This is a genomic window from Streptomyces sp. SP18CS02 (genome assembly GCF_036322365.1).
GTDB lineage: Bacteria > Actinomycetota > Actinomycetes > Streptomycetales > Streptomycetaceae > Streptomyces.
The window spans coordinates 12047-33139 of sequence record NZ_JAQYXC010000256.1; the positions used below are offsets into that span (position 1 = coordinate 12047).

The following is a 21093-nucleotide window of genomic DNA, read 5'->3' on the forward strand; positions in this document are numbered from 1 at the left end:
CCCAGGGGACCGGCAGCGGATGGGCAGCGGACCGGCAGCGCAGGGCCACAGGCTGAGCCCCGTACCGAAGACACCGACCAAGGAGACACCGCCATGACCTCGAACACCGCCGGCCGGACCTCGATCACCGTGCTCGGCCTGGGCAATCTGGGGCAGGCGCTGGCCGCCGCCTTCCTGTCGGAGGGACACCCCACCACCGTCTGGAACCGTTCGCCCCACAAGGCCGAGCAATTGGTCGCCCGGGGTGCCACCCTCGCGGCCACCCCGGCCGACGCCGTCGGGGCGTCCGACATCGTCGTCGTCACGGTCCTCGACTACGACACGGTCCGTGAAGTGCTCCGGCCGGCCGCCGGGGCCCTGGCCGGCCGGACCGTGGTCAACCTGACCACCGGCACCCCGGGCGCCGCCCGTGACCTCGGTGCCTGGACCGCGGACCAGGGTGCCGCCTACGTGGACGGCGCCGTCTACGCCGTTCCCCAGACCATCGGCACGCCCGCCGCCTTCGTCCTCTACAGCGGCGACGAAGCGGCCTACCGCGAGCACCGGCCGACGCTGGACCTGCTGGGCGAGGGGACCTTCGTCGGCCCCGCCCCGGCCCTGTCCTCCGTCTACGACACCGCTCTGCTGAGCGGCATGTACGGAATGTTCGCCGGCTTCTTCCAGGCAGTGGCCCTCGCCGGTACCGAGGGGATCGAGGCTGCCGCGGTGACTTCCCCGCTGGTGCGGTGGCTGACGGCCGCCGCCGACGCGCTGCCCGCCTTCGCGGAGGAGATCGACCGGGGCGAGTACACCACCGCGACCTCCAACCTGGAGATCAACGCGGTGGGCCTGCGCAACATCCTCGCCACCACGCAAGAGCAGGGGCTGTCCACCGATCTCCTCGCCCCCCTGCAGCGGCTCTTCGACGACCAGGTCGACTCCGGACACGCCTCCTCCAGCCTGTCCAGGACCATCGAGTCCCTGCGTGCCGGGCGCTGAGGACCGACGGCAACGGTCCCGCGCGTCCGCGACCGGCCCCGTCCACGGCCGCCCCAGAGGGAGAACCATCGGACCTCGTCGTGGCGGGGCACGGCGAAGGGGCGCGCCCCCCCCCGCCTCCCACGGACCGGCGACCCGCTTGGGGCAGCCCCGCCACGTCGGCCTGCAGGCCCGGGCGGTGGGCAGGCCCGGGCGGTCGGCAGGCCCGGGCGGTCGGCATGCGCGGGCGGTCGGCGGGCCATGCGGACGTGCCCGTCGCCACCCGGCCGAACCGCGTCGGCCCTGGTCGGAGGCCCGGAACTCACAGCTCCCGGCGGCTTCGCGTGCGGTGGGTGTAACGCCGCCATGGCGCTGCTCGTCACGAACAGGCAACCGGCCCTGCCTACGTTGGCAGGGCCGGGACCGACCCTTGCGGGTGGTCGAGGCCGGCCCCGGGCCGGGGCCGCCGGTCGGTGATCGAGAGGGGCGTTCCTGTGGCTGACGCGAAGGCGACCGGGCGGGTGCGGACGGTCTGCTCGTACTGCGGTGTCGGCTGTGGGATCGTGCTGGACATCACCGAGAGGACCGACGGCCGGCGCGCGGTGGTCAAGGCCTCCGGTGACAAGGACCATCCCGCCAACGGCGGACGGCTGTGCACCAAGGGCGCGACGCACGCCGACATGCTGGCCGCTCCGGGCAGGCTGACCACCGCACGGATCCGCGCCGGCCGGGGCGCCGAGCCGGACGCCGTGGACGTGGACACGGCTGTCACCCGGACCGCCGGGCGCCTTCGGGCGATCCTCGACGAACACGGCCCCGACGCGCTCTCGCTCTACGTCTCCGGTCAGATGTCCCTGGAGGCGCAGTACCTGGCCAACAAGCTGGCCAAGGGCTTCATACGCACCAACCATATCGAGTCCAACTCCCGGCTGTGCATGGCGAGTGCCGGAACCGGATACAAGCTGTCGCTGGGCGCCGACGGGCCGCCCGGCTCGTACCAGGACTTCGACCAGGCGGACGTCTTCTTCGTCATCGGCGCCAACATGGCCGACTGCCATCCGATCCTCTTCCTCAGGATGATGGACCGCGTCAAGTCCGGGGGCGCCAGACTGATCGTGGTCGACCCCCGCCGCAACGCCACCGCGGACAAGGCCGACCTGTTCCTGCAGATCCGCCCGGGCACCGATCTGGCCCTGCTCAACGGCCTGCTGCACCTGCTGGTCGAAGGCGGCTGGACCGACCGGGAGTTCATCGACCAGTACACCGACGGCTGGGAGGAGATGCCCGGCTTCCTCGCGGACTATCCGCCCGCGAAGGTGGCCGGGATCACCGGTGTCCCGGAGGCCGACATCCGCCGGGCCGCCCGGTGGATCGGCGAGGCGGGTGAGTGGATGAGCTGCTGGACGATGGGCCTCAACCAGTCCACCCACGGAACCTGGAACACCAACGCCCTGATCGACCTGCATCTGGCCACCGGAGCGATCTGCCGTCCCGGCAGCGGGCCGTTCTCCCTCACCGGCCAGCCGAACGCCATGGGCGGCCGCGAGATGGGCTACATGGGACCGGGCCTGCCCGGGCAGCGGTCCGTGCTGGTCGAGGAGGACCGCCGCTTCGTCGAGGACCTCTGGGGGGTGCCGGAGGGCACCCTGCGCACCGAGGTCGGCCGCGGAACCGTCGACATGTTCGAGAAGATGGCGGCCGGGGACATCAAGGCATGCTGGATCATCTGTACGAACCCGGTGGCTTCCGTGGCCAACCGGCGTACGGTGATCGAGGCGCTGGAGACGGCCGAACTGGTGATCACCCAGGACGTGTACGCCGAGACCGAGACCAACGCGTACGCCGACATCGCCCTGCCCGCGACCCTCTGGGCGGAGGCCGACGGGGTGATGATCAACTCCGAGCGGAACCTGACCCTCGTCCGGGGCGCCGTCGACCCGCCCGGCCAGGCACTGCCGGACTGGCAGCTCATCGCCCGTGTCGCCTGCGAGATGGGTTACGCCGACGCGTTCACCTACGCCTCCGCCGAGGAGGTGTTCGACGAGCTCAGGCAGGCATGGAACCCGGAGACCGGCTGGGACCTCCGCGGTGTCACGTACGAGCGGCTGCGCGGCGCTCCTGTGCAGTGGCCCGCTGCGGCCGAGGACGGTCCGGACCGCAACCCGATCCGCTATCTGAACGACGGCGTCAGCCGGCCCCTGGTCGAGCGTCCGGACGGCAGCCGCCCCCGCCTGGTGTTCCCGACCGCGTCCGGGCGGGCCTCGTTCTTCGCCCGCCCCCATCTGCCCGCAGCCGAACTGCCCGACGACGACTACCCGTTCGTGCTCAACACGGGGCGTCTGCAACACCAGTGGCACACCCTGACCAGGACGGGGAGGGTCGCCACACTCAACAAGCTCAACCCAGGCCCCTTCGTGGAACTCCATCCGCAGGACGCCACCGCCCTCGGCATCGCGGACGGCGATGGTGTGGAGGTGGCCTCGCGGCGCGGCCGGGCAGTGCTGCCCGCGGTCGTCACCGACCGGGTCCGGCCCGGCAACTGCTTCGCACCGTTCCACTGGAACGACCTGTTCGGCGAGTACCTCAGCGTCAACGCCGTGACCAACGACGCCGTCGATCCCCTCTCCTTCCAGCCCGAGCTCAAGGTCTGCGCCGTGTCCCTCACCCGAACCAGGGCACCCGGCCCGCCCGTCGCCCCGCCCGTCACCGGCAGCCGGCCGGCCGCCCCGACCGCTGGGCCGGGAGCCACCTCCGGGCAAGGCGGCGTCCCGACCCCGGCCCACACGCTGACGGACCCGGCCGCACCGCCGGTCGCCGCCCTCGCCGGACTGTTCGGCCTGACCGACCTCCCTGCTCCGGACCTCGCGGACCACGAACGCCGGTACCTGGCAGGATTCCTCGCCGGAGTCGCCTCCGCCCCGCCCGGTACGGACCTGCCCACGCTCCCCGCCGACGCCCCGTTCGAGGCGGCGAAGGCGCTGTGGATCGAGGGTGCCCTGGCCGGTGCGTACTCGCGGGCTCCGGGCCCCTCGACGGGCCGGCCGGGAGCTTCGGGGCGGTCCGTGGCGCAGCCGACGGCCCCACCGGCGGCCGCCGCCGGAAACGGGCGCACGCGGCAGGTCCTGGTCCTGTGGGCGTCCCAGACGGGCAATGCCGAGGAGTACGCCACCGCCGTCGGCGGACGCCTGGCCGAGGCCGGCCGGCCCGTGACCGTACTCGACATGGCGGACTGCGCTCCCACGGCCCTGTCGTCCGGCACCGACGTCCTGGTGATCACCAGCACGTTCGGGGACGGGGACGCCCCGGACAACGGGTCCGGCTTCTGGCAGGCCCTCGGCGCGGCCGGCGCGGCCCGCCTGGAGGACGTGCGCTACGCGGTGCTGGCGTTCGGTGACTCCGCCTACGACGACTTCTGCGGCCACGGCCGGCGTCTCGACCGGCGCCTCGCCGAGCTGGGAGCCGTTCGTCTGCTCCCGCGCGTCGACTGCGAGCCGGACTACGAGGAGCCCGCCGGACGGTGGCTGGACCAGGTGGTCGCCGCTCTCGAGACGGCCACCGGGTCCACGGCAGCCACCTCCACCGACCCGACGGTCCCCGCTCCGGCCGGACCGACGGCCGAAGGCCGGCCGGCGGCCTGGGGGAGGCGCGGACCGACGGCCGGCACAGCGGGTGCGGGTGCCGGCACAGCGGGTGCGGGTGCGGGTGCGCATACGGGCCCGGGCACAGCGGGTGGGGTTGTCACGAGCCCGGCGCGACCGACCAAGGCCGACCCCTACGTCGCCCGGCTCTCCGGCAACAGGCTGCTCAGCCTGCCCGGCGCGGGCAAGGAGATCCGCCGGTTCACCTTCGACCTGGGCGAGAGCGGCGTGGAGTACGAGGCAGGTGACTCCCTCGGGGTGTGGCCCGTCAACTGCGCCGATCTGGTGCGGGAGTGGCTCGCCGTCACCGGTCTGTCCCCGGACGCCGAGGTCGTCCTCCCGGGCCTGGAACCCATGGCGTTCGCGCAGGCTCTGCAGCGCCACCTGGACATCACACGCATCACGTCCGACCTGCTGCGGTTCACCATCGAGCGCACCGGTGCCCGCGAACTCAAGCAGCTGATGCGCCCGGACAACAAGGACGGCCTCGCGAAGTGGACCTGGGGCCGTCAGGCCGTCGACGTCGTCGCCGAGTACCCGCTCCGGGTCGGGGCCCAGGAGTGGGCGGAACGGCTCAAGCGGCTCCAACCGCGCCTCTACTCCATCTCCTCCAGCCCGCTTGCCGATCCCCGCGAGGTGAGCCTCACCGTCTCGGTGCTGCGCTACGAGGGGGCCTCGGGCCGCCGGCGCAAGGGGGTGGCGTCGACCTGTCTCGCGGACGCCGAACCCGGCAGCCGGGTACCGCTGTTCGTCCAGCGATCCGCTCACTTCCGTCCGCCGGCCGACCCCGGGACGCCCGCGATCATGGTCGGCCCGGGAACGGGCATAGCCCCGTTCATGGGTTTCCTGGAGCAGCGCCGGGCCCTCGGTCACCACGGCGGCAACTGGCTCTTCTTCGGTGAGCAGCACCGGGCCACCGACTTCTACTACCGGCAGGAGCTGGAGGAATTCCATCGGCACGGCACGCTGAGCCGCCTGGACCTGGCCTTCTCACGCGACCAGCGGGCCAAGGTCTACGTCCAGGACAGGATGCGTGAGAACGCCGCCCACCTGTGGTCCTGGCTGCGGGACGGCGCTCATTTCTACGTCTGCGGCGACGCGAGCCGGATGGCCAAGGACGTCGACCAGGCGCTGCGCGAGATCGCCGTGACCCAGGGCGGACTGAGCGAGGAGGAGGCCACCCTCTACGTGAAGCAACTGGTGTCCGACAAGCGGTACGGCCGTGACGTGTACTGATCCATCGGGCCCACCGCCTGCCGCGATGGACCCGCCCTCGCGAGCGGGCCGGCCGCATGGACGTACCGGGCCCCTCGGCCTCAGACCGCCGCCCGCGGGTGACGCGGGCAGTCCGGGCCGCGCGAGGGCGGCACCGTCGGCGCCACTCCGCCGGCCGGGCCGTCCGGGAGCTGCCACGCGGCGCGGATCGAACCGGTGAGAGCGCGAGCGCTGTACGGGGACACCTCCAGCTCCTGGCGCGCCTGGCCCAGGAGGTCCAGGTCGCCTGCCGGGCCCCGCCTCGCCGCTTCGTCCCGGCGGCGGGCCAGGTCGCCCTCGCCGAAGATGTCGAGCAGGGTCAGCGAGAACAGGACATAGGCCGACGCCTCGTCGACGAGATTGCGGGCCTCCTCGGGAACCTCCGCCGCGGCCTCCTCCCCGAGGTGCTGGCGGAGGTCGTGGAAGGCCACGTGCTCCAGCGCCCGCCGGAGTTCGACGGAGCCACAGGGGCAGCCCGGGCGAAGGTGGCCCATCAGGTTCCGGAACGCGACGAGGATCGTGGCGGTCCGGGGTGTCCACTGCTGCTTGCTCAGCAGAGTGCGAAAGCCCGCGAGCGTGTCGGCCAGTTCTTCGACGATCAACTGGTGTGATATGTCGGTCAGTTCGACGAACCGGGTCTTCGACTTGATCTCGTCCAGACGCAGCCCGTAGCGGATCAGGTCCCTGGGCACTCCGCCCGAGAGGGCATGGGTGAGCACCGTGTAGGGCTCGGAGAGACCGGATGCCCGGCGTCCGAGGATCCTCCTGGACTCCTCCAGCGTGCAGGGCGGGACGTGCACGATGTCGTCCAGCGAGCTGTCGGTGACCCCGCGGTGCGGAAGACCCCGACGAACGAAGGAGGCGCCGACGTCCTCGGCGACCGAGATCAGGTAGTGGACGTGGGGCACGCCGAGGATGGCCTTGATCTCGCTGAGGAACGCGAGCGCCTCGGTGTCGGAACCCAGCCGGTCCACTTCGTCGATCGCGATCACCACCCGTTGCTCCAGCCGGTGCTGCTCGGCGGCGATGCCCGTCAACAGATCACGGAAGTCGGACACCAGCTCGGGGAAGTTCGGCGGCAGGGTCGACAGCGAGGTCGTCTGCGCGGTGAACAGCTGCGGAGCCCCGGCGGTGACCGCGGAGGACGCCGTCTGCATGGTCTGCAGCCGGTACAGCTCGTCGCGACAGGCGGTCACCAGGGGCGGGACCGGGTTCGCGGGGCGCCAGATGGCGGCCTTGACCAGCAGCAGCCCCGCGAGGACACAGGCGAGCCGCAGGGGATTCTCGGGGTCGGTCGCGATCTCCCTGGGTATCGGCCTGGTGAGCAGGAGCGCGAGCGATACGAGGAGTACCGCGAGTGCGACGCGACCGCGCGGGCCGGTACCGAGAAGCACACGCCCCCGGAACTCCACATGCCGTTCCGGTGCCAGATTCGCCAGTCCGGCCACCGACGCGAGCATCAGCAGAAGGCTTGGCGTGTCCGTGTCGATCTTCCGTACGACCGTCCGGACACCGTCGTCGAAGAACAGGGAGACGAGCGCGGCGATGCACAGCAGCAGGCCCGCCGTGAACAACCCGTACCGGGCACTTCGGCGGATGGCCGGCCACCGGCCCCACCGCCGCAGGAGCCACAGGACGACACCGGCGATGACGACGAGAACGGCCGCCCCGATCCGCTCACCCCGCCAGATGTCCAGCACCACGTCGGCCACCCGGTGCCAGAGCTCTGCCGCATGCGTGCGCACGGACTGCCCGTGCCGCGTCACGAGGGAGCGTGCGCTCGCGGCCAGGCCGAGGACGACGAGTGCTCCCGCCCCGAGCCCGAAGGCCAGCATCGTGAGCGCCTTCCTGAGGGCGGGGAACAGGTGGCGCGCGGCTCTGCGGAAGGGCGAGAGCCGGAGGAACGCGGGAGGGACGTGGCCCTGGTGGACCAGGTACCTCTCGCAGGTCCTGATGTAGAGGGACAGCAGGAAGTCGTACGGGGAGTAGGTCGCCGGCGCCTGCACGACGACCGCGAAACCGGCCTCCTCCGCACAGGTGTTGAGGAGGGTCGACTTGCCCGCGCCCCGGGAACCGCTGACGGCGATGGTCCCGCCGCTCTCCAGCTGGGTGATCTTCCGGGCGAGGCTCCGGGCCGCCGGGCTGTCGATCACGTACTGCGGATTGCGTGGCGAACGCAGGCCGTCGTAGCTGTCGGCGAGGAGCAGCGAGTCGTGGTCCTCACCGAGCAGGGCCTCCACCACGCGGGCGACCAGGGGGCGCACCCCGTTGTCCTGGAGGTCTCGGCTCCAGGCGACCTCGGCCCATGCGGTCCTCCTGCTCAGGAGGAGAAGGACCGGCCGGGATCCCCACTCGCGGAGGTTCAGCAGGACGCTCATGCGCCATACCGGGTGCTGCCGGATCGCGGCCATGGTCAGGAGCGGGATCACGGCGACGACAAGGGCCGTGGTCCAGGACACCAGGACGAGGAGCAGGAGTGTCAGCAGAGTGGTCGAGCAGAGCAGCACGGTGGCCGGATGCGTCCCGTCGCGGAGGTAGTCCAGCCGTCTGCGCAGCCGCTCCCGCTCTTCCAGCAGTGCGCGGAAGCGCGACTGGGTGTCCCGGCAGGGTTCGACGGCGCGTGCGACATTGGCCTCGGTGAGCATCGCGGCACGGGCGTTCTCGGCGGTCGCCTGGGGGCGCACTCCCAGGCGCCGTGCCGTGGCGGGCTCGGCCAGGCAGGAGTCCACCGCGGCGAGGTACACCTCCGCTTCCCGCTCCAGGGCGAAGAAGTCGGCGACCTGCCAGGCGGGGCGCGGGCGGGGTCGGGGCATGGACGAAGGGCCTTTCGGGAGAGACGCCGCTCGGCGCGGGTGGCGTGGGCGGTCGGCGCGCGGGGAGGACGCGGCGGTCAGGACGAGACGCGCGCGCGTATGAGGTCGCGCCGCTGGACGCGCGTTCCCCGCTTGTGCTTGATCCGGAAGTAGGCGCCGAGCCCGGGTTCGTCCTCCGGGGCGTCGTCGTAGGTGACGGCGTGGGCGCCGCCGTCGTCGAGCAGCCTCCCGACGCACTGGGCGAGTGTGAGGGGCCCCGAGCCGTGGTACCCCCACGACAGCCCGGGAGCGTCCATGGCGGGCGCCGGGTACAGGACGCCGTCGCCGGTGCGCACCCAGATCGGGTCGTCGAGGATGACCTCCTTGAGGACGGACCCGGCGGGAAGGCGCTTGGGAGCCCGTCCGATATAGGTGATCTCCCGTGTGTCGCGGTGGAGGAACTTCCCCTTGACGGCGACCACGGGGCTTCCGGTCGCCGGATCGACGAATGTGCCGACGGTGTCGTAGGCCTCCTCCCACACCCGGTGGAGCGCGGTCGGCGGCACGGGGCGCAGCCGGTTGATCCACTCGGCCGCGGCCCGGGTGACATCCGTCCTCACCACGTCGAACGTGCCGCCGTAGGGGAGGCTCTCGGCGCCGCTCCACCCGCTGACCTGCTCCAGACACTCCACCGCCAGATCGTCGGTGCGCGCGCAGAGCTCGGCGAGGCCGGCGCCGACGACATCGTCCGTCGCCACCTCCGCGAGGCCCGGATCGGTTGTCTCCGGCACGGCCGGGAACACCATGGAGGCCACGGCATCCTCCGCGTGGACGCGGAGGAACTCCATCTCCTCCAGGGCGCCGTGTGCGGCGCCGGCCCGGATGCGGTGGCCGATGGTGAAACAGGCGTGGCGTACGGGGGACCCTTCGGGCTCCTGGCGCGCCAGCGTGTACAACGGCTCCCAGGAGGGGAAGGTGACCACTTCCACGGGGAGCGGATCGTCTCCCGGCACCCATGCGGTCAGGTGCTCCTCGCGGCGCAGGCAGCTGGGCCACCACGGGACGCGTGTGCCCAGATGCGCCGACAGCTCTGCCCACGACGGGTGGTACTCGAACCCGGGCCGGACCCGGTCCACCGCTCGCAGCTCCGGCCCGTCGAGGCCGTAGGCGTGATCGACGACAACGAGGGTGTCGGTGTCTTCGCGGACGTCGAGGAGCGCCCGGGCGGCGGTGGTCGCGCCGTACGACGGATAGACCACGGCGACGACGCCCTCGTCCGTCCGCCACAGGCCCGTGAAGTGCTCGCCGTGGACGGCCGTATCGTCCTCGGCGACCCCGAACGAACCGCCGAGGTAACGGGGCCCGGCCGGGGCCGCCGGACGCAGCAGGAGGGGGCCCTCACCCGCCAGATCAGGGTGCTCGGCGGCGAGCCAGCGGCCGAAGGCATGACCGGACCACATCGTCATGCCTTCGGTGCGGGCGGGATCGAGCGGCGCGATCATGCCGGTCGCGATGCGGGACCACGCCTCCTCCGACAGACGGAACACGTCCTTCAGCTCCGCCGCTGTCAGCTTCTCCAACTGGGCCCTCCTCCGTATCCGTTGGACTTCTCCATCATGAAGGGAGGGTCTGACAACGCGCGCCGCAGCCGTCGCGGTGGCGGAACGGGCCCGCCGAGCAGCGGTCGTGTCCCGTGGCGGTGGGCCGGTACGGCGGGCGGACACGGAGCGCGGCCGGGGTCCGCCGCACGGATGTCCGGGGCCGACGAGCGGCGGGCCCCGGAGCCGCGGCGGACCCGTTCACGTCGTGCGGGTCATCGCGCCCGGCGGCCGAACCGAGGGACCCGTTCACCGGCAGAGGGCGCGGACGTCCTCGGCATAGGTGGGGAACTCGGCCCGGGCGCGGGCGATGATCTCGTGGGCCGGTCGGCGCGGAGTGGTCGCGTGCCGCTCGGCGAGCGAGGCCAGGACCGGGTCCGCGCGGCCCGGGGCGTCGTCGTACTCCACGGCCTCCATCGGCCCGGTGCCGTCGGCCAGCACCCACAGGAAGTCGGACAGGTTCCCGGCCACGACGCCGCACGCGCCCTCCGAGCCCATGAAGACCACGGGCTGCTCGGCGAGGGGCAGGCCGGGGCGGACGCACCAGAGGGCGGCGAGTCCACCCGTTCCGTCCTGCCCGAATACGCGGTAGGCGCCGCCGTCGAGGTCGTGGTTGCCGGTCCAGCTCCGCAACCAGTCGGTGGTCTCCTCGGCGGAGTCGAAGGCGTCGTACGGTTCGAAGTCGATCCCGTCGCCGTCGGCACGGGCGAATTCCGTCCTGGCCGCCTCGGCCAGGGCGGGCGGGAAGCTGCGGTCGTCGGTTGCTGTCTCGATCACGGGTGCAGGCTAACCGTCGGGCAGGACAACGCCGGTCCGGACCCCGGCGGACGGGACGGCCGTACGCCACCGGTGTGGCGTCTCCCTCCGGACGGCTGGGTGTCGGGCCGGGGCGGGGCGCGAGCGCCCGCGGGCGTCACCGACGGCACGGACCGGGGCGCGAGACCGGGGCGCCCCGGCCACAGCGGCCGGGACGCCACCTGAGCCGCCACCCGAGCCGCCGCGCGACCGCCGGTGCGTGACGACCGGTGCGTGACGGCTCCGCGCCGGGAGCGCGCCGTACGTTCGCCCGTCCGCGCTCCCCACGCCCCCCGCGCCCCTACGCGTACGGCGGCCGCCCCACCGCCGGCCTCTGCTCGTGTATCCGGTCAATGTGGCCCCGCATCAAGCCACTTGGGATGAGCCGGATTGTTGCGCGAGGTTGCCGCGTGCACTGTGCTGCTGAACGGCACGATGCCTTGTTGGCACGGGGGACGGTACTTCGGAGGAACGTCCGAGGACTTCGAAGACCCATGCCCCGGAGTCCCGAAAGGTTCCGACGTGTTCACTGACGACATCCGCAAGCAGGTCGACACCGCGCTGGACGCGGTGCGCGCCCACTCCCTGGTACGGGCCGCCGCCGACGGCACCCTGCCCCTCGAGAACGCCACCCGCTGGGTCTTCTGCGCGGGCCGCGAGAGCCGTAGCTTCCCCTGGATCCTCCAGGACCTCCTGCGCTGGACCGAGAACGAGAAGGTCCGCCGCATCCTGCGGGAGAACCTGGACGACGAGCTGGGCTCCGGCGACCCCACCCACGCCCACTTCCTCCACTACCTGCACCTCCTCGACGACCTGGGTGTGCCGCGCCAGGAGTTCGACGACTACCGGGAGCGCGCCGGCATCAAACTCGCTCTCCAGCTGGCCTTCAACATCGCCCGCGGGCGCAACACCGGTCGCTCGATCGGATACATGCTGGTCAACGAGGCCATGACGCCCGTCACCTACACGGCCGCCAAGCAGGCGCTGACCACGTACCACCCCGACCTCGCCACCAACTTCTTCGATCTGCACATCGAGGTCGACGACCACCACGTTGCCGCCCTCTACGAAGCCGTCGACGCGCTGCCCGAGGCCGACCGCGCCGACCTCCAGTACGGCATCGCACTGGGACAGCGGGGCATGGAGATCCTCCTCGACGAGGCCTACGGGATCTTCGACAGTGTCGACGAGGACATCCAGATCACCGCCGAGCGCTGGAACCCGCTGTCCGCCGCCACGCCGGACGACTGAGGCCCGCACCCATGCACGAGACTGCCGGCCCGTCACCACGCCGGGCCGCGGCGACACGGGGGATGGCCGCGCTGGGTGCGTACGCCGCGCTCAGCGCGGGCTTCGACGTGTACGCGGGGGAGCGCGTCCAGCAGTACAGCCCGATGGTCCTGGCCGCTCTGTCGTTCGGATGCGTCATCGTGGTGTTCCTCGGCTGGGACCTCGTGACACGAGGGCCGGCCGAGGTGCTGCGCCCGGTGCGCGCCCGCCGCCGGGACGTCCTCGCCCTCAACGTCACCACCGCCGTCGGCTGGCTGACCATGCTCTACGCCCTGGTCCGCCTGGAGCCCGCCATCGTCAACGTGGTGGGTCTCGCCGTGGGCCCGGTCCTCACGGTGCTGCTCGAACCGGTCCTGCGTCGCGGCGCGCGGCCGCTGCGGGCCGAGACCGTCGTGTCCTTCGCCATCACCGGCTTCCTCGCCGTCCTGGTGTGGGCGAGCCTCGCCGGGCGCAGCGCCGTCGGCGGACTGGACACCGGGGACGCCGTGATCGGTCTGCTGCTGACCCTGGTCTCGGGTATCGCGTCGACGGGGAACGTCATCTTCTCGAAGCGACTGAGCGACGCGGGCTTCGGCCCGCGCGCCGTGATGTCGGTCCGCTTCCCGGTGACGCTGGTGATCTCCTGGGGCGCGGTCCTGCTGAGCGGGCAGGCGGGCGAGCTCGGTGCCGCCCTGCCGTCGGCCGCCGTGCTGGCCGTGCTGGGCGTCGGACTGCCCCTCTATCTGATCCAGGTGGGCATTCGCCACACCGAACCCGTCACCGCTTCGCTGTTCTCCGCGCTGTCACCCCCGCTGGCCTTCCTGTTCCAGCTGACCGACGCACGCCTGTCGGTCGCTCCGCTCACCCTGGGGTGCATCGTGGCGATCACGCTGCTCATCGGTGTGGGACTCCTGGCCAGGCACCGGCACGAGCGTCGGGCCCTGTCGTCGCCCCGCGCGCCCGCCGGCCCCGCGTACCGTCAGCCCGTCCACCCCGACCGCGAAGGGGCCCGCCCACTGTGATCTGCGCCATCGTCGACGCGTACGGCATCGCCCGGTACCTTCCCGAGGCACTGCGCCGATACGGCGTCGCGTACATCCACGTACGGTCCCAGAGTCCGGACGTCCACCTCACCTACCGTGCCGAGGACTTCGACGTCGACATCGAACACCGTGGCGATGTGGCCGCCACGGCACGGACGCTGCGCGACCACGGCGTCGGCATCGTGATCGCGGGGGCGGAGTCGGGCGTCCTGCTGGCCGACGCGCTCTCCGCCGAACTGGGCACCCGCGGCAACGGAATGTCGCGACCGGCCGTCCGTCGCGACAAGCACGGGATGGCCATGGCCGTGTCCGAGGCCGGCCTGGCCACGGCGCGCACCCTGCTCACCGCCGACGCGGAGGAGGCCGTCGCCTGGGCGCGGGAGTCGAAGCCGGCGCCCGTCGTCCTCAAGCCCGTGGCGAGCGCGGGCACGGACCGGGTGTTCTTCTGTGGTTCCGACGACGAGATCCGCGGCGCGCACGCGTTGATCATGTCCGGGCAGAACCGCTACGGCGGTCCCGACACGGCCGTACTGGTCCAGGAATGCCTGGTGGGCGCCGAGCACTTCGTCAATACGGTGAGCGTCGACGGTGTGCACCGCACCGTGGAGATCTGGCGGTACAACAAGCGCCCGGCACCCGGTGGCCGGTCCATCAACGACTTCGACGAGCCACTGCCGCCCGGCAGTCCCGCCTACGAGGCCCTGTCCGCGTACACCTGGCAGGTGCTGGACGCGCTGGAGATCCGCAACGGCACCGCCCACACCGAGGTGATGCTCACCGAAGCCGGCCCCGTCCTGGTCGAGTGTGCCGCGCGTCCCGGCGGCGCCCAGGTGCCGGACGTGGTGCGCGCCTGTCTCGGTACCGATCAACTGGACTGCCTGGCACAGTCGATCGCCCATCCCGAGCGCGTGCTGGACGGGACCCTGAGCACCAGCCGCATCGAACGGTATCTGCGCTACGTCAACCTGATCACCCCCCGCGACGGCGTGGTCCCGGACCACGACGGCTGGGCCCCGGTACGTGCCCTGGAGTCCTATACGGACATGGTCCTGACCATTCCCTCCGGCGACCCGGCACCCGAGACGGTCGACCTGGTGACCTCGGCCGGGTACGTGTACCTCACCTCGTCCGACCCCTCCCGGCTGGAGGCGGACTACCACCGGCTGCGCGCCCTGGAGGCCGGGGGCCTGTACGACACGTCCCGCCCGCAGCCGCTGACGACGGCCCGACAGGCCGGGTGAACAACCCGCCGGCAGGCCGGCCGTTCGTGCGCTGCGCACATCGCCGCTCAGGGGCAAGCGTCTGGCGGAGCTCGTCACCGAGGCACGCGGGACTGAGGGGACCACCACCGGCACGGTGGTCCCGCCGGCCACCCGGTGGCCGACTCGAGGGATGGGCGGCCGCGGCCGGAGATGCCTACCGGGAGACGGCCGCCGCGCTGATGTCCGGCCGAAACGGGAACGGCTGCGCGCCCGGCGGGTGTACACCGCCCGGCCCGGGGACCTGAGCGGCGTGTCGGGGGCCCGGACTTCACCGACCGGAGACACGGCCCGTCCCGCGGACGTAAATCGATTCCCCGGCAGGCGCATCGACGCGATCATGGAGCGATTGCCGACAGTCGCCCGGAGGGACCTACTCGTGATGCCGTTGCCTGCCGACCCGACGGTCCTCCATCCGATGCCCGAGCAGCCGCGGGTGGTGCTGCTCAAGCCGCTGGTGCGGTCCCCCCTGATCGAGGTCGGGGAGTACTCCTACTACGACGACCCGGACGACGCGACCGCGTTCGAGACGCGCAACGTTCTCCACCACTACGGGCCCGAGAAGCTGATCATCGGCAAGTTCTGCGCGCTGGGCACGGGGGTGCGGTTCATCATGAACGGAGCCAACCACCGTATGGACGGCCCCTCCACCTTTCCCTTCCCGACCATGGGCGGCTCGTGGGCCGACCATTTCGATCTGCTCACCGGCCTGCCGAACCGGGGAGACACCGTCGTCGGCAACGACGTCTGGTTCGGCTACCACACGACGGTGATGCCCGGCGTGCGGATCGGACACGGCGCGATCATCGGATCCGGCGCCGTGGTCACCACGGACGTCCCCGACTACGGCATCGTCGGCGGCAATCCCGCCCGCCTCATCCGCACCCGCTACAACGACCGGGACGTCGCCAGGCTGCTGTCCCTGGCCTGGTGGGACTGGCCCGCCGAGCACATCACCGAGCACATCCGGACGATCATGTCGGGAGGCATCGCCGATCTCGAAGCCGCTGCCCCGAAGTCCCCGCCGGCGTAGAACCACAGGGGTCACGGACCCGGCTCGCGCGGGCCGCGCTCGAAGCGGCCCGGCCCGGCCGAGGGTTCGGCCCGGCCCGGCCGAGGAAGCACGGCGTCACTCATGGCACTTCCGCTTCGACGCTTCGCTCCCCCTGGTCGGGCAGAGGCACCTCGTCCTTCCCCTGCGGTGGGTAGAACCGCCGGGCCCAGCGCCGGAACGGGCCGATCGGGCCGTCGCCGGCAGCGAGCCCGGGCGGCTGTCGGTACTGCTTGTGGTTCCAGATCGGGAAGTCGGCGGCGGTGAACTCGCAACTGGACCGGAAGACGGCTCCGTCCAGCATGCGGGCCGCGGTCCGGCTCGCCGCCCTCGCGAGCGGAGCCGGCAACCGAGCCGGCTCGTCGAAGGCGATGCGGTTCTGCTGCCGGAACTGCATCCGGTTGGGCGCGATCGCCGTCGGCATCACCATGGTGCACATCCGCAGCCCGATCCGAGACATGTACATGTCGGCGTGTAGGCAGCCAAGGCCGTATCCGTCCACCTCCACGTCGACCACGAAGCTGCCCAGGACCGGCGCCGACTCATGGGCCCGCATGGACACGTGGAACGTGGCCTCCTCGTACACCACAGGCCCGCTCACCTCGGCCTTCGCCCAGCCGTGCAAGGTGGCGAAATGACCGAGATCCACCGAGTTCTCGATGACTTCCTGGACATGGCCGGCCAATTCCCAGGCCGCGTGGCGCGCGGGGCGGTGGCCGATCTCGTGCCACTCGGGAATGGACCAGTCCGGATCCCGGCCGTCGTGGTGCCGCCAGACGAAGACGGCGCCGTTGACCTCGTGCACCGGCAGCTGCGACAACGACGACCGCGGGGGCGTTGTGCCGTACCCGGTACGTACGCATGTGCCGTCGGGGCCGAACGCGAAGGAGTGGAAGGGGCACACGAGATCGTTTCCGTCCACCTTCGCCAGGCCGAGGTGGGCACCCAGATGCGGACAGTAGGGATGAATGGCGCGCACCTCTCCCGAACGGAGCCGGTACAGCACCACGTCCTGCCCTGCCAGCGGCCGGGTGAGCACGGCGCCCGGCCGCAGTTCGTCGGAGAAGGCCAGCGCGGACCAACCGCTCGGACAGGGCAGGGCGGGTGCGCCCGCGGCATCGGCCGGTGTCGGTCCCTCGCTGATGGCGTGCCCGTACTGGCGTGACAATCCCACCACTTCCCCTCTCGGAATCGATCTCTCTGCAGGCTGCCCAGACCCACCGCGGTTCCCCCCGACCCGCCGACAATCACCCGGACGGGTCCGCGCATGGACGGAGTTGACGGTTGGTGAGCGGGTGGCGGGAATACGCACAGGCGTCGCCGTTCACCGCTGCACGGACGTCCCCTGAACCGGGTCCTCGGGCCGGTGGCACCGATGCGACCCCGCTGCTCCGCCGGCCGCAACCCTCGGGCAACGCATCCGTGGCGTGTACGGCGCCGGCCCCACCGCGCCGATGGCGCGCCGTTTCCCGGCGCGCACGGGCTCGTTGGGCGTGATGTGTCCTGTCCAGCCGCCGAGCGGAGGCGAGGTTCGGCCGGCCGGGACCGTTCGGTCCCGACGGAAGGAAGGGCGTCCCATGGAAGCGCTGCCGAACCAGATGCAGATCGCGCGGCTTGCCGCAGGCGGTTGCTTTTCCCGGGCACTGGCACTCGCCGCCAGGCTCGGCATCGCCGACATCGTGAACGATGGTCATCTCCACTTCCACGACATCGCCGAGCACACCGGCTCCGACCCGGATGTCATGCGACGGCTCCTGCAGGTGCTCGCCATCGGTGGCGTGGTCGAGCGCGACCAGGACGGAGCCTTCGCGATGACCGGGCCCTTCACCGCCCTGCGCAGCGACCACCCGCGCTCGATGCGCAACTTCTCCATCCTGATGGCCGAGATCTACGACGACGCGTTCGGCGGGCTGTCGCATACCGTGCGGACCGGGGATTCCGGGTTCCGGCAGGTGTTCGGTGTGCCGCTGTACGCGTACCTGGAGCGCGATGCGGAGACCGCCCGGATCTTCGACGGCGCGATGTCCGAGCTGACCCGACCGGTCGCCGCGGCGCTTGCGGAACGCCACGACTTCTCCTCGGCGCACACGGTGGTGGACGTCGGTGGTGGCGACGGCACCCTGCTCGCGGGGATCCTTGCGGAGCACCCGCATCTGACCGGAGTGTGCGTCGATCGCCCGAGCGTGTGCGAAAGGGCCGCGACGGCGCTGCGCACGTCCGTCGATCACCAGGTCGCCCGACGCATCGCCCTCCGGCCCGCGGACATCTTCGAGGACGTACCGGAGGGCGGCGATCGGTACCTGCTGAAGAACGTTCTGCACGACTGGTCCCCGGAGACGTGCGGGCGTCTCCTGACCTCCATCGGGCGGGCCATGCGCCGCACCACCGAAGGACGCGACCCCGGCGTCGCCGCCCCTCGCCTGCTGGTGCTGGAATCCCTCCTGGACCAGGATTCCGACGCGCCCCACGTGCTCTTCCAGATGGTGATGTGCGGGAAGGACACCGGGGGTTACGGGGAAGGCGACCTGCGCCTGATCCTGCGGCGGTCGGGTTTCACCCCGGTCCTCGTCGAACGGCTGGCCGGTGGACACCACCTCTTCGAGTGTGTGCAGGACCTCGACCGGCACAGCTGACGGGTCACACCTCGACGAGCAGCTTCCCGCGGTGCGCCGCCCTGTTCTCGTACAGGCACCGGTACGCCTGCGGGATGCTGTCGAAACCATGGTGCAGGCTCTGGTCGTACCTGATCTCACCGCGGCGGATCATGCCCCCGAGCTCGTCATGGAGGGCGGCGAAGTCCTCCTCGGTGTACCAGTCCTGTGCGTAGATGCCGCGGATCGTCGTGCGCGGCCGCATGATGTGCTCCAGCAGGCGCGGTCCCACCCGGTCTCCCCCGACCGTGCTGTTCCACTGCCACGACACAGCCACCTGGCTGTACCGGTTGAGCAGGGTGAACACCGCGTCGGTGAAAGTGCCGCCCATGTTGTCGAAGTACTTGTCGACACCCTCCGGCGCGGCCTCCTGAAGCGCTCGGTGCACGGTGGCGGCGTCGTCACCCTGTCGGTAGACGAGCACCTTGTCGAAGCCCAGCCCGGTGAGATAGGCCGCCTTCTCCGGCGTGCCGGTGGTGCCGATCACGCGGGCACCGGCGTGCTTGGCCAGCTGGCCGACCAGAGATCCGATGGCACCGGTGGCCCCGCTGATCACCATGGTGTCGCCCGGCTCGACCGTGAAGAACTTGGTCATCGTCCCCCAGGCGGTCAGCCCCGGTACTCCCATCACCCCCAGTGCCGTCGTGATCGGCAGCGTCCGGTCGTAGTGCTCCGGACACAGCCTGCGGAACGGCGTGACGTCGAAGAGGAAAGACCCCGTGTCCCACACGTACGGCTTGCCGTCGCTCACGACATGGGTACGCCAGCCTCCGAACCCCTCGACCAGGTCACCGGGCCGGAAGGCGGCGCCGGGACCGGCGTCGAGTACCTCCATGATCGACAGGCCGGGGGCGTGATGGCCCAGCGGAGTCACCTGCGTGAGGCCGTTCAGGAAGGGGTCGACCGAGACGTACCGGGTCTTGAGGAGCATCTCGTCGTCCTTGAGGTCGACGGAGATCTCCTCGGCCACCTTCTCGTACACCCTGCTGACCTCGGGCACGCCCTCGACGTGCTCCCGTACGACCCATTTCTCGAGCTTCATGTGCAATCCCTCTCTGTGCGACGGACTCAATGGGGGAGGGAGAAGAGTTCCTCCGGGGCGGCCACGGCCGGTGGCGGCCCACCCACGGGGATGACGAGGTGCGTCGGCGGTGGCGCGCTGTCGTCGATGCCGGCGGTGAACTCCTTGCCGTCGTCGCGGCAGACGAATTGCATGACGTGGCGTCCCGCCGCCGCGGCGCGGATGAGGCCGCCGGTGGTGGCCCACACACCGGAAAGGTAGAAGTTCTCCAGGCCCGGCAGCACCGGCCCGCGCTTCTTGATCTGCGACTCCAACGTCTCGCCGCTCTCCACGAAGGGCTGCCAGCCGAGCACGGTTCCGTCGTAGTTGCCCGTGTAGCGGACCTGGGTGAGCGGCGTGGAGAGGTCACGGACCACGATCGCGTCCCGCAACCCGGGGAACCGCTCGTCCAGGAACGTCACCAGGGCGTCGCGTACCTGACGCTTGGCCGCGTAGTACTCCCGTCCATGGCGCAGCGGGCGGGTGTGCACCGTCCTTCCGCGGTACTGGCGGGTGTTCTGCTCCGGCTGTTCCGCGTTCGCGGCGCGCCAGGGAGCGGCGTCCGAGAAGTAAGTGGCGTAGACGACGGTCGTCCTGTCCGGGGACAGCTCCGGGTAGTGCGCGCTGCGGAACTGCACATTGACGCTGGGATGGCGCACACCCGTCAGCTTCGCCGCCACCGTCTCGTCCAGGAGATAGGTGGTGCACGGATCGCCCTGAGGGAAGGGACGGCCGAGGCCGAGGAACAGCATGACGTAGCCGGGGAACACCATGCCCGGCTCCTTGATGGTGCTCGTGTACAGCTTCCGGTACGTCTCGTCGAGATAGCGGCCCCCCAGCAGCTTCATCGTCGTCGTGTGGCCGTCGCAGGCGGAGACCACGATGTCGGAACGGAACTCGCGTCCGTCGCTGAGCCGTACCCCCACCGCCCGGTCGTTCTCGACCAGCACCTCCTCGACCTTGGCGTCGTAGGTGATCTCACCACCGAGCCGCTGGTAGCGCCGCTCGATCGACTTCGACAGCCCGAGCGAACCGCCCTCGGGAACACCCGCCGACCGGTTCGCGTGCGCGGCGAGCTGGAAGTAGAACGGCAGGACGGGGAACGCGGGGTGCTTCTCGTAGAGGATGAAGTTGAACGCCTCACGCAGCAGCGGATCCTTGAACCGTGCCGAGTAGTCCGTCATCAGCACCGCCATCGACTTCCGGATGACGTTGACGTAGGGGAGGAACGAGGCCAGCATGCGCCAGCGCTCCGACCGTCCCATCAGACCCACCGGCTTGAGGAACGGATAGACGGCCAGACACTCGCGGAACTTGCGCAGACCGCGGCAGAAGTCCCGGATCAGGCGGGCGTCGGCCGGTGACAGGGAGAGCAGGTGAGCCTCCAGCCGGTCCGGGTCGGAGTAGAAGTACACCGATCTGCCGTCCCTGCCGCGCACGATGTTGAAGACGTCGAAGTGCCTCATCTGTTTGCCCTGCAACGCACCGAGCTCGAGCCAGATCCGGTGCATCTCGTTGCCCGGTCCGTTGCCGAGCAGCCAGCTGACGCAGCCGTCGAACGTGAAGTCGCCGCGGTCCCATGCGGTGCAGCAGCCTCCGGGGATCTCGTGCATCTCGAAGATCCGGGTCCGGTAGCCGTTCATCCGGGCATAGCAGCCGGTGGACAGGCCACCGAGGCCGCCACCAATGATGATCATCGACTCCCTGTTCCGCTGTGATGGCGGCA

The 21093-nt window shown here is 71.1% G+C and carries 13 protein-coding genes; 7 read left to right on the plus strand and 6 right to left on the minus strand.

Features of this window, described 5'->3' with window-relative positions; genetic code table 11:
• Nucleotides 1-93 precede the first annotated feature (93 nt).
• Nucleotides 94-978, plus strand: a complete 885-nt coding sequence (locus PUR26_RS05320) for an NAD(P)-dependent oxidoreductase (protein ID WP_329869690.1) — start codon at nucleotides 94-96, stop codon at nucleotides 976-978.
• Nucleotides 979-1451: 473 nt separating this feature from the next.
• Nucleotides 1452-5831: a bifunctional nitrate reductase/sulfite reductase flavoprotein subunit alpha gene (locus tag PUR26_RS05325; protein ID WP_329869692.1), complete on the plus strand. Its 4380-nt coding sequence runs from the start codon at nucleotides 1452-1454 to the stop codon at nucleotides 5829-5831.
• A gap of 80 nt (nucleotides 5832-5911) precedes the next feature.
• Here the strand turns inward: PUR26_RS05325 and PUR26_RS05330 are convergent, their stop codons facing one another.
• The 3 genes from PUR26_RS05330 to PUR26_RS05340 all read right to left on the minus strand — a co-directional run bounded on the left by PUR26_RS05330 (nucleotide 5912) and on the right by PUR26_RS05340 (nucleotide 11016).
• Nucleotides 5912-8662 carry a hypothetical protein gene (locus tag PUR26_RS05330; protein WP_329869694.1) on the minus strand — a complete coding sequence of 917 codons (2751 nt, stop codon included), beginning with the start codon at nucleotides 8660-8662 and terminating at the stop codon, nucleotides 5912-5914.
• Nucleotides 8663-8739: 77 nt separating this feature from the next.
• Nucleotides 8740-10221, minus strand: a complete 1482-nt coding sequence (locus PUR26_RS05335; protein WP_329869696.1) for a hypothetical protein — start codon at nucleotides 10219-10221, stop codon at nucleotides 8740-8742.
• A 267-nt stretch (nucleotides 10222-10488) separates the two neighbouring features.
• Entirely contained in the window at nucleotides 10489-11016 is a 528-nt protein-coding gene (locus tag PUR26_RS05340; protein WP_329869698.1) for an SMI1/KNR4 family protein, read from the minus strand.
• Nucleotides 11017-11556: 540 nt separating this feature from the next.
• Here PUR26_RS05340 and PUR26_RS05345 point away from each other — a divergent pair.
• From PUR26_RS05345 to PUR26_RS05360, 4 genes are all read left to right on the plus strand, one after another.
• Nucleotides 11557-12285 carry an iron-containing redox enzyme family protein gene (locus tag PUR26_RS05345; RefSeq protein WP_329869700.1) on the plus strand — a complete coding sequence of 243 codons (729 nt, stop codon included), beginning with the start codon at nucleotides 11557-11559 and terminating at the stop codon, nucleotides 12283-12285.
• An 11-nt stretch (nucleotides 12286-12296) separates the two neighbouring features.
• Nucleotides 12297-13325, plus strand: a complete 1029-nt coding sequence (locus PUR26_RS05350; RefSeq protein ID WP_329869702.1) for a DMT family transporter — start codon at nucleotides 12297-12299, stop codon at nucleotides 13323-13325.
• A complete protein-coding gene (locus tag PUR26_RS05355) occupies nucleotides 13322-14587 on the plus strand; it encodes a hypothetical protein (RefSeq protein WP_329869704.1) in 1266 nt (421 codons plus the stop codon). The genes PUR26_RS05350 and PUR26_RS05355 overlap by 4 nt, the downstream gene beginning before the upstream one ends.
• Nucleotides 14588-14987: 400 nt before the next feature.
• Complete coding sequence (locus PUR26_RS05360; RefSeq protein ID WP_329869705.1) at nucleotides 14988-15638, plus strand: CatB-related O-acetyltransferase; 651 nt, start codon at nucleotides 14988-14990, stop codon at nucleotides 15636-15638.
• A 100-nt stretch (nucleotides 15639-15738) separates the two neighbouring features.
• Here the strand turns inward: PUR26_RS05360 and PUR26_RS05365 are convergent, their stop codons facing one another.
• A complete protein-coding gene (locus PUR26_RS05365; RefSeq protein ID WP_329869707.1) occupies nucleotides 15739-16830 on the minus strand; it encodes a Rieske 2Fe-2S domain-containing protein in 1092 nt (363 codons plus the stop codon).
• A 403-nt stretch (nucleotides 16831-17233) separates the two neighbouring features.
• Here PUR26_RS05365 and PUR26_RS05370 point away from each other — a divergent pair, with 403 nt between their 5' ends.
• Nucleotides 17234-18289 carry a methyltransferase gene (locus PUR26_RS05370; RefSeq protein WP_329869708.1) on the plus strand — a complete coding sequence of 352 codons (1056 nt, stop codon included), beginning with the start codon at nucleotides 17234-17236 and terminating at the stop codon, nucleotides 18287-18289.
• Nucleotides 18290-18293: 4 nt separating this feature from the next.
• Here the strand turns inward: PUR26_RS05370 and PUR26_RS05375 are convergent, their stop codons facing one another.
• Nucleotides 18294-19349, minus strand: a complete 1056-nt coding sequence (locus PUR26_RS05375; protein ID WP_329869709.1) for an NADP-dependent oxidoreductase — start codon at nucleotides 19347-19349, stop codon at nucleotides 18294-18296.
• 26 nt (nucleotides 19350-19375) lie between these two features.
• Complete coding sequence (locus PUR26_RS05380) at nucleotides 19376-21064, minus strand: phytoene desaturase family protein (RefSeq protein WP_329869711.1); 1689 nt, start codon at nucleotides 21062-21064, stop codon at nucleotides 19376-19378.
• Nucleotides 21065-21093: the final 29 nt, after the last annotated feature.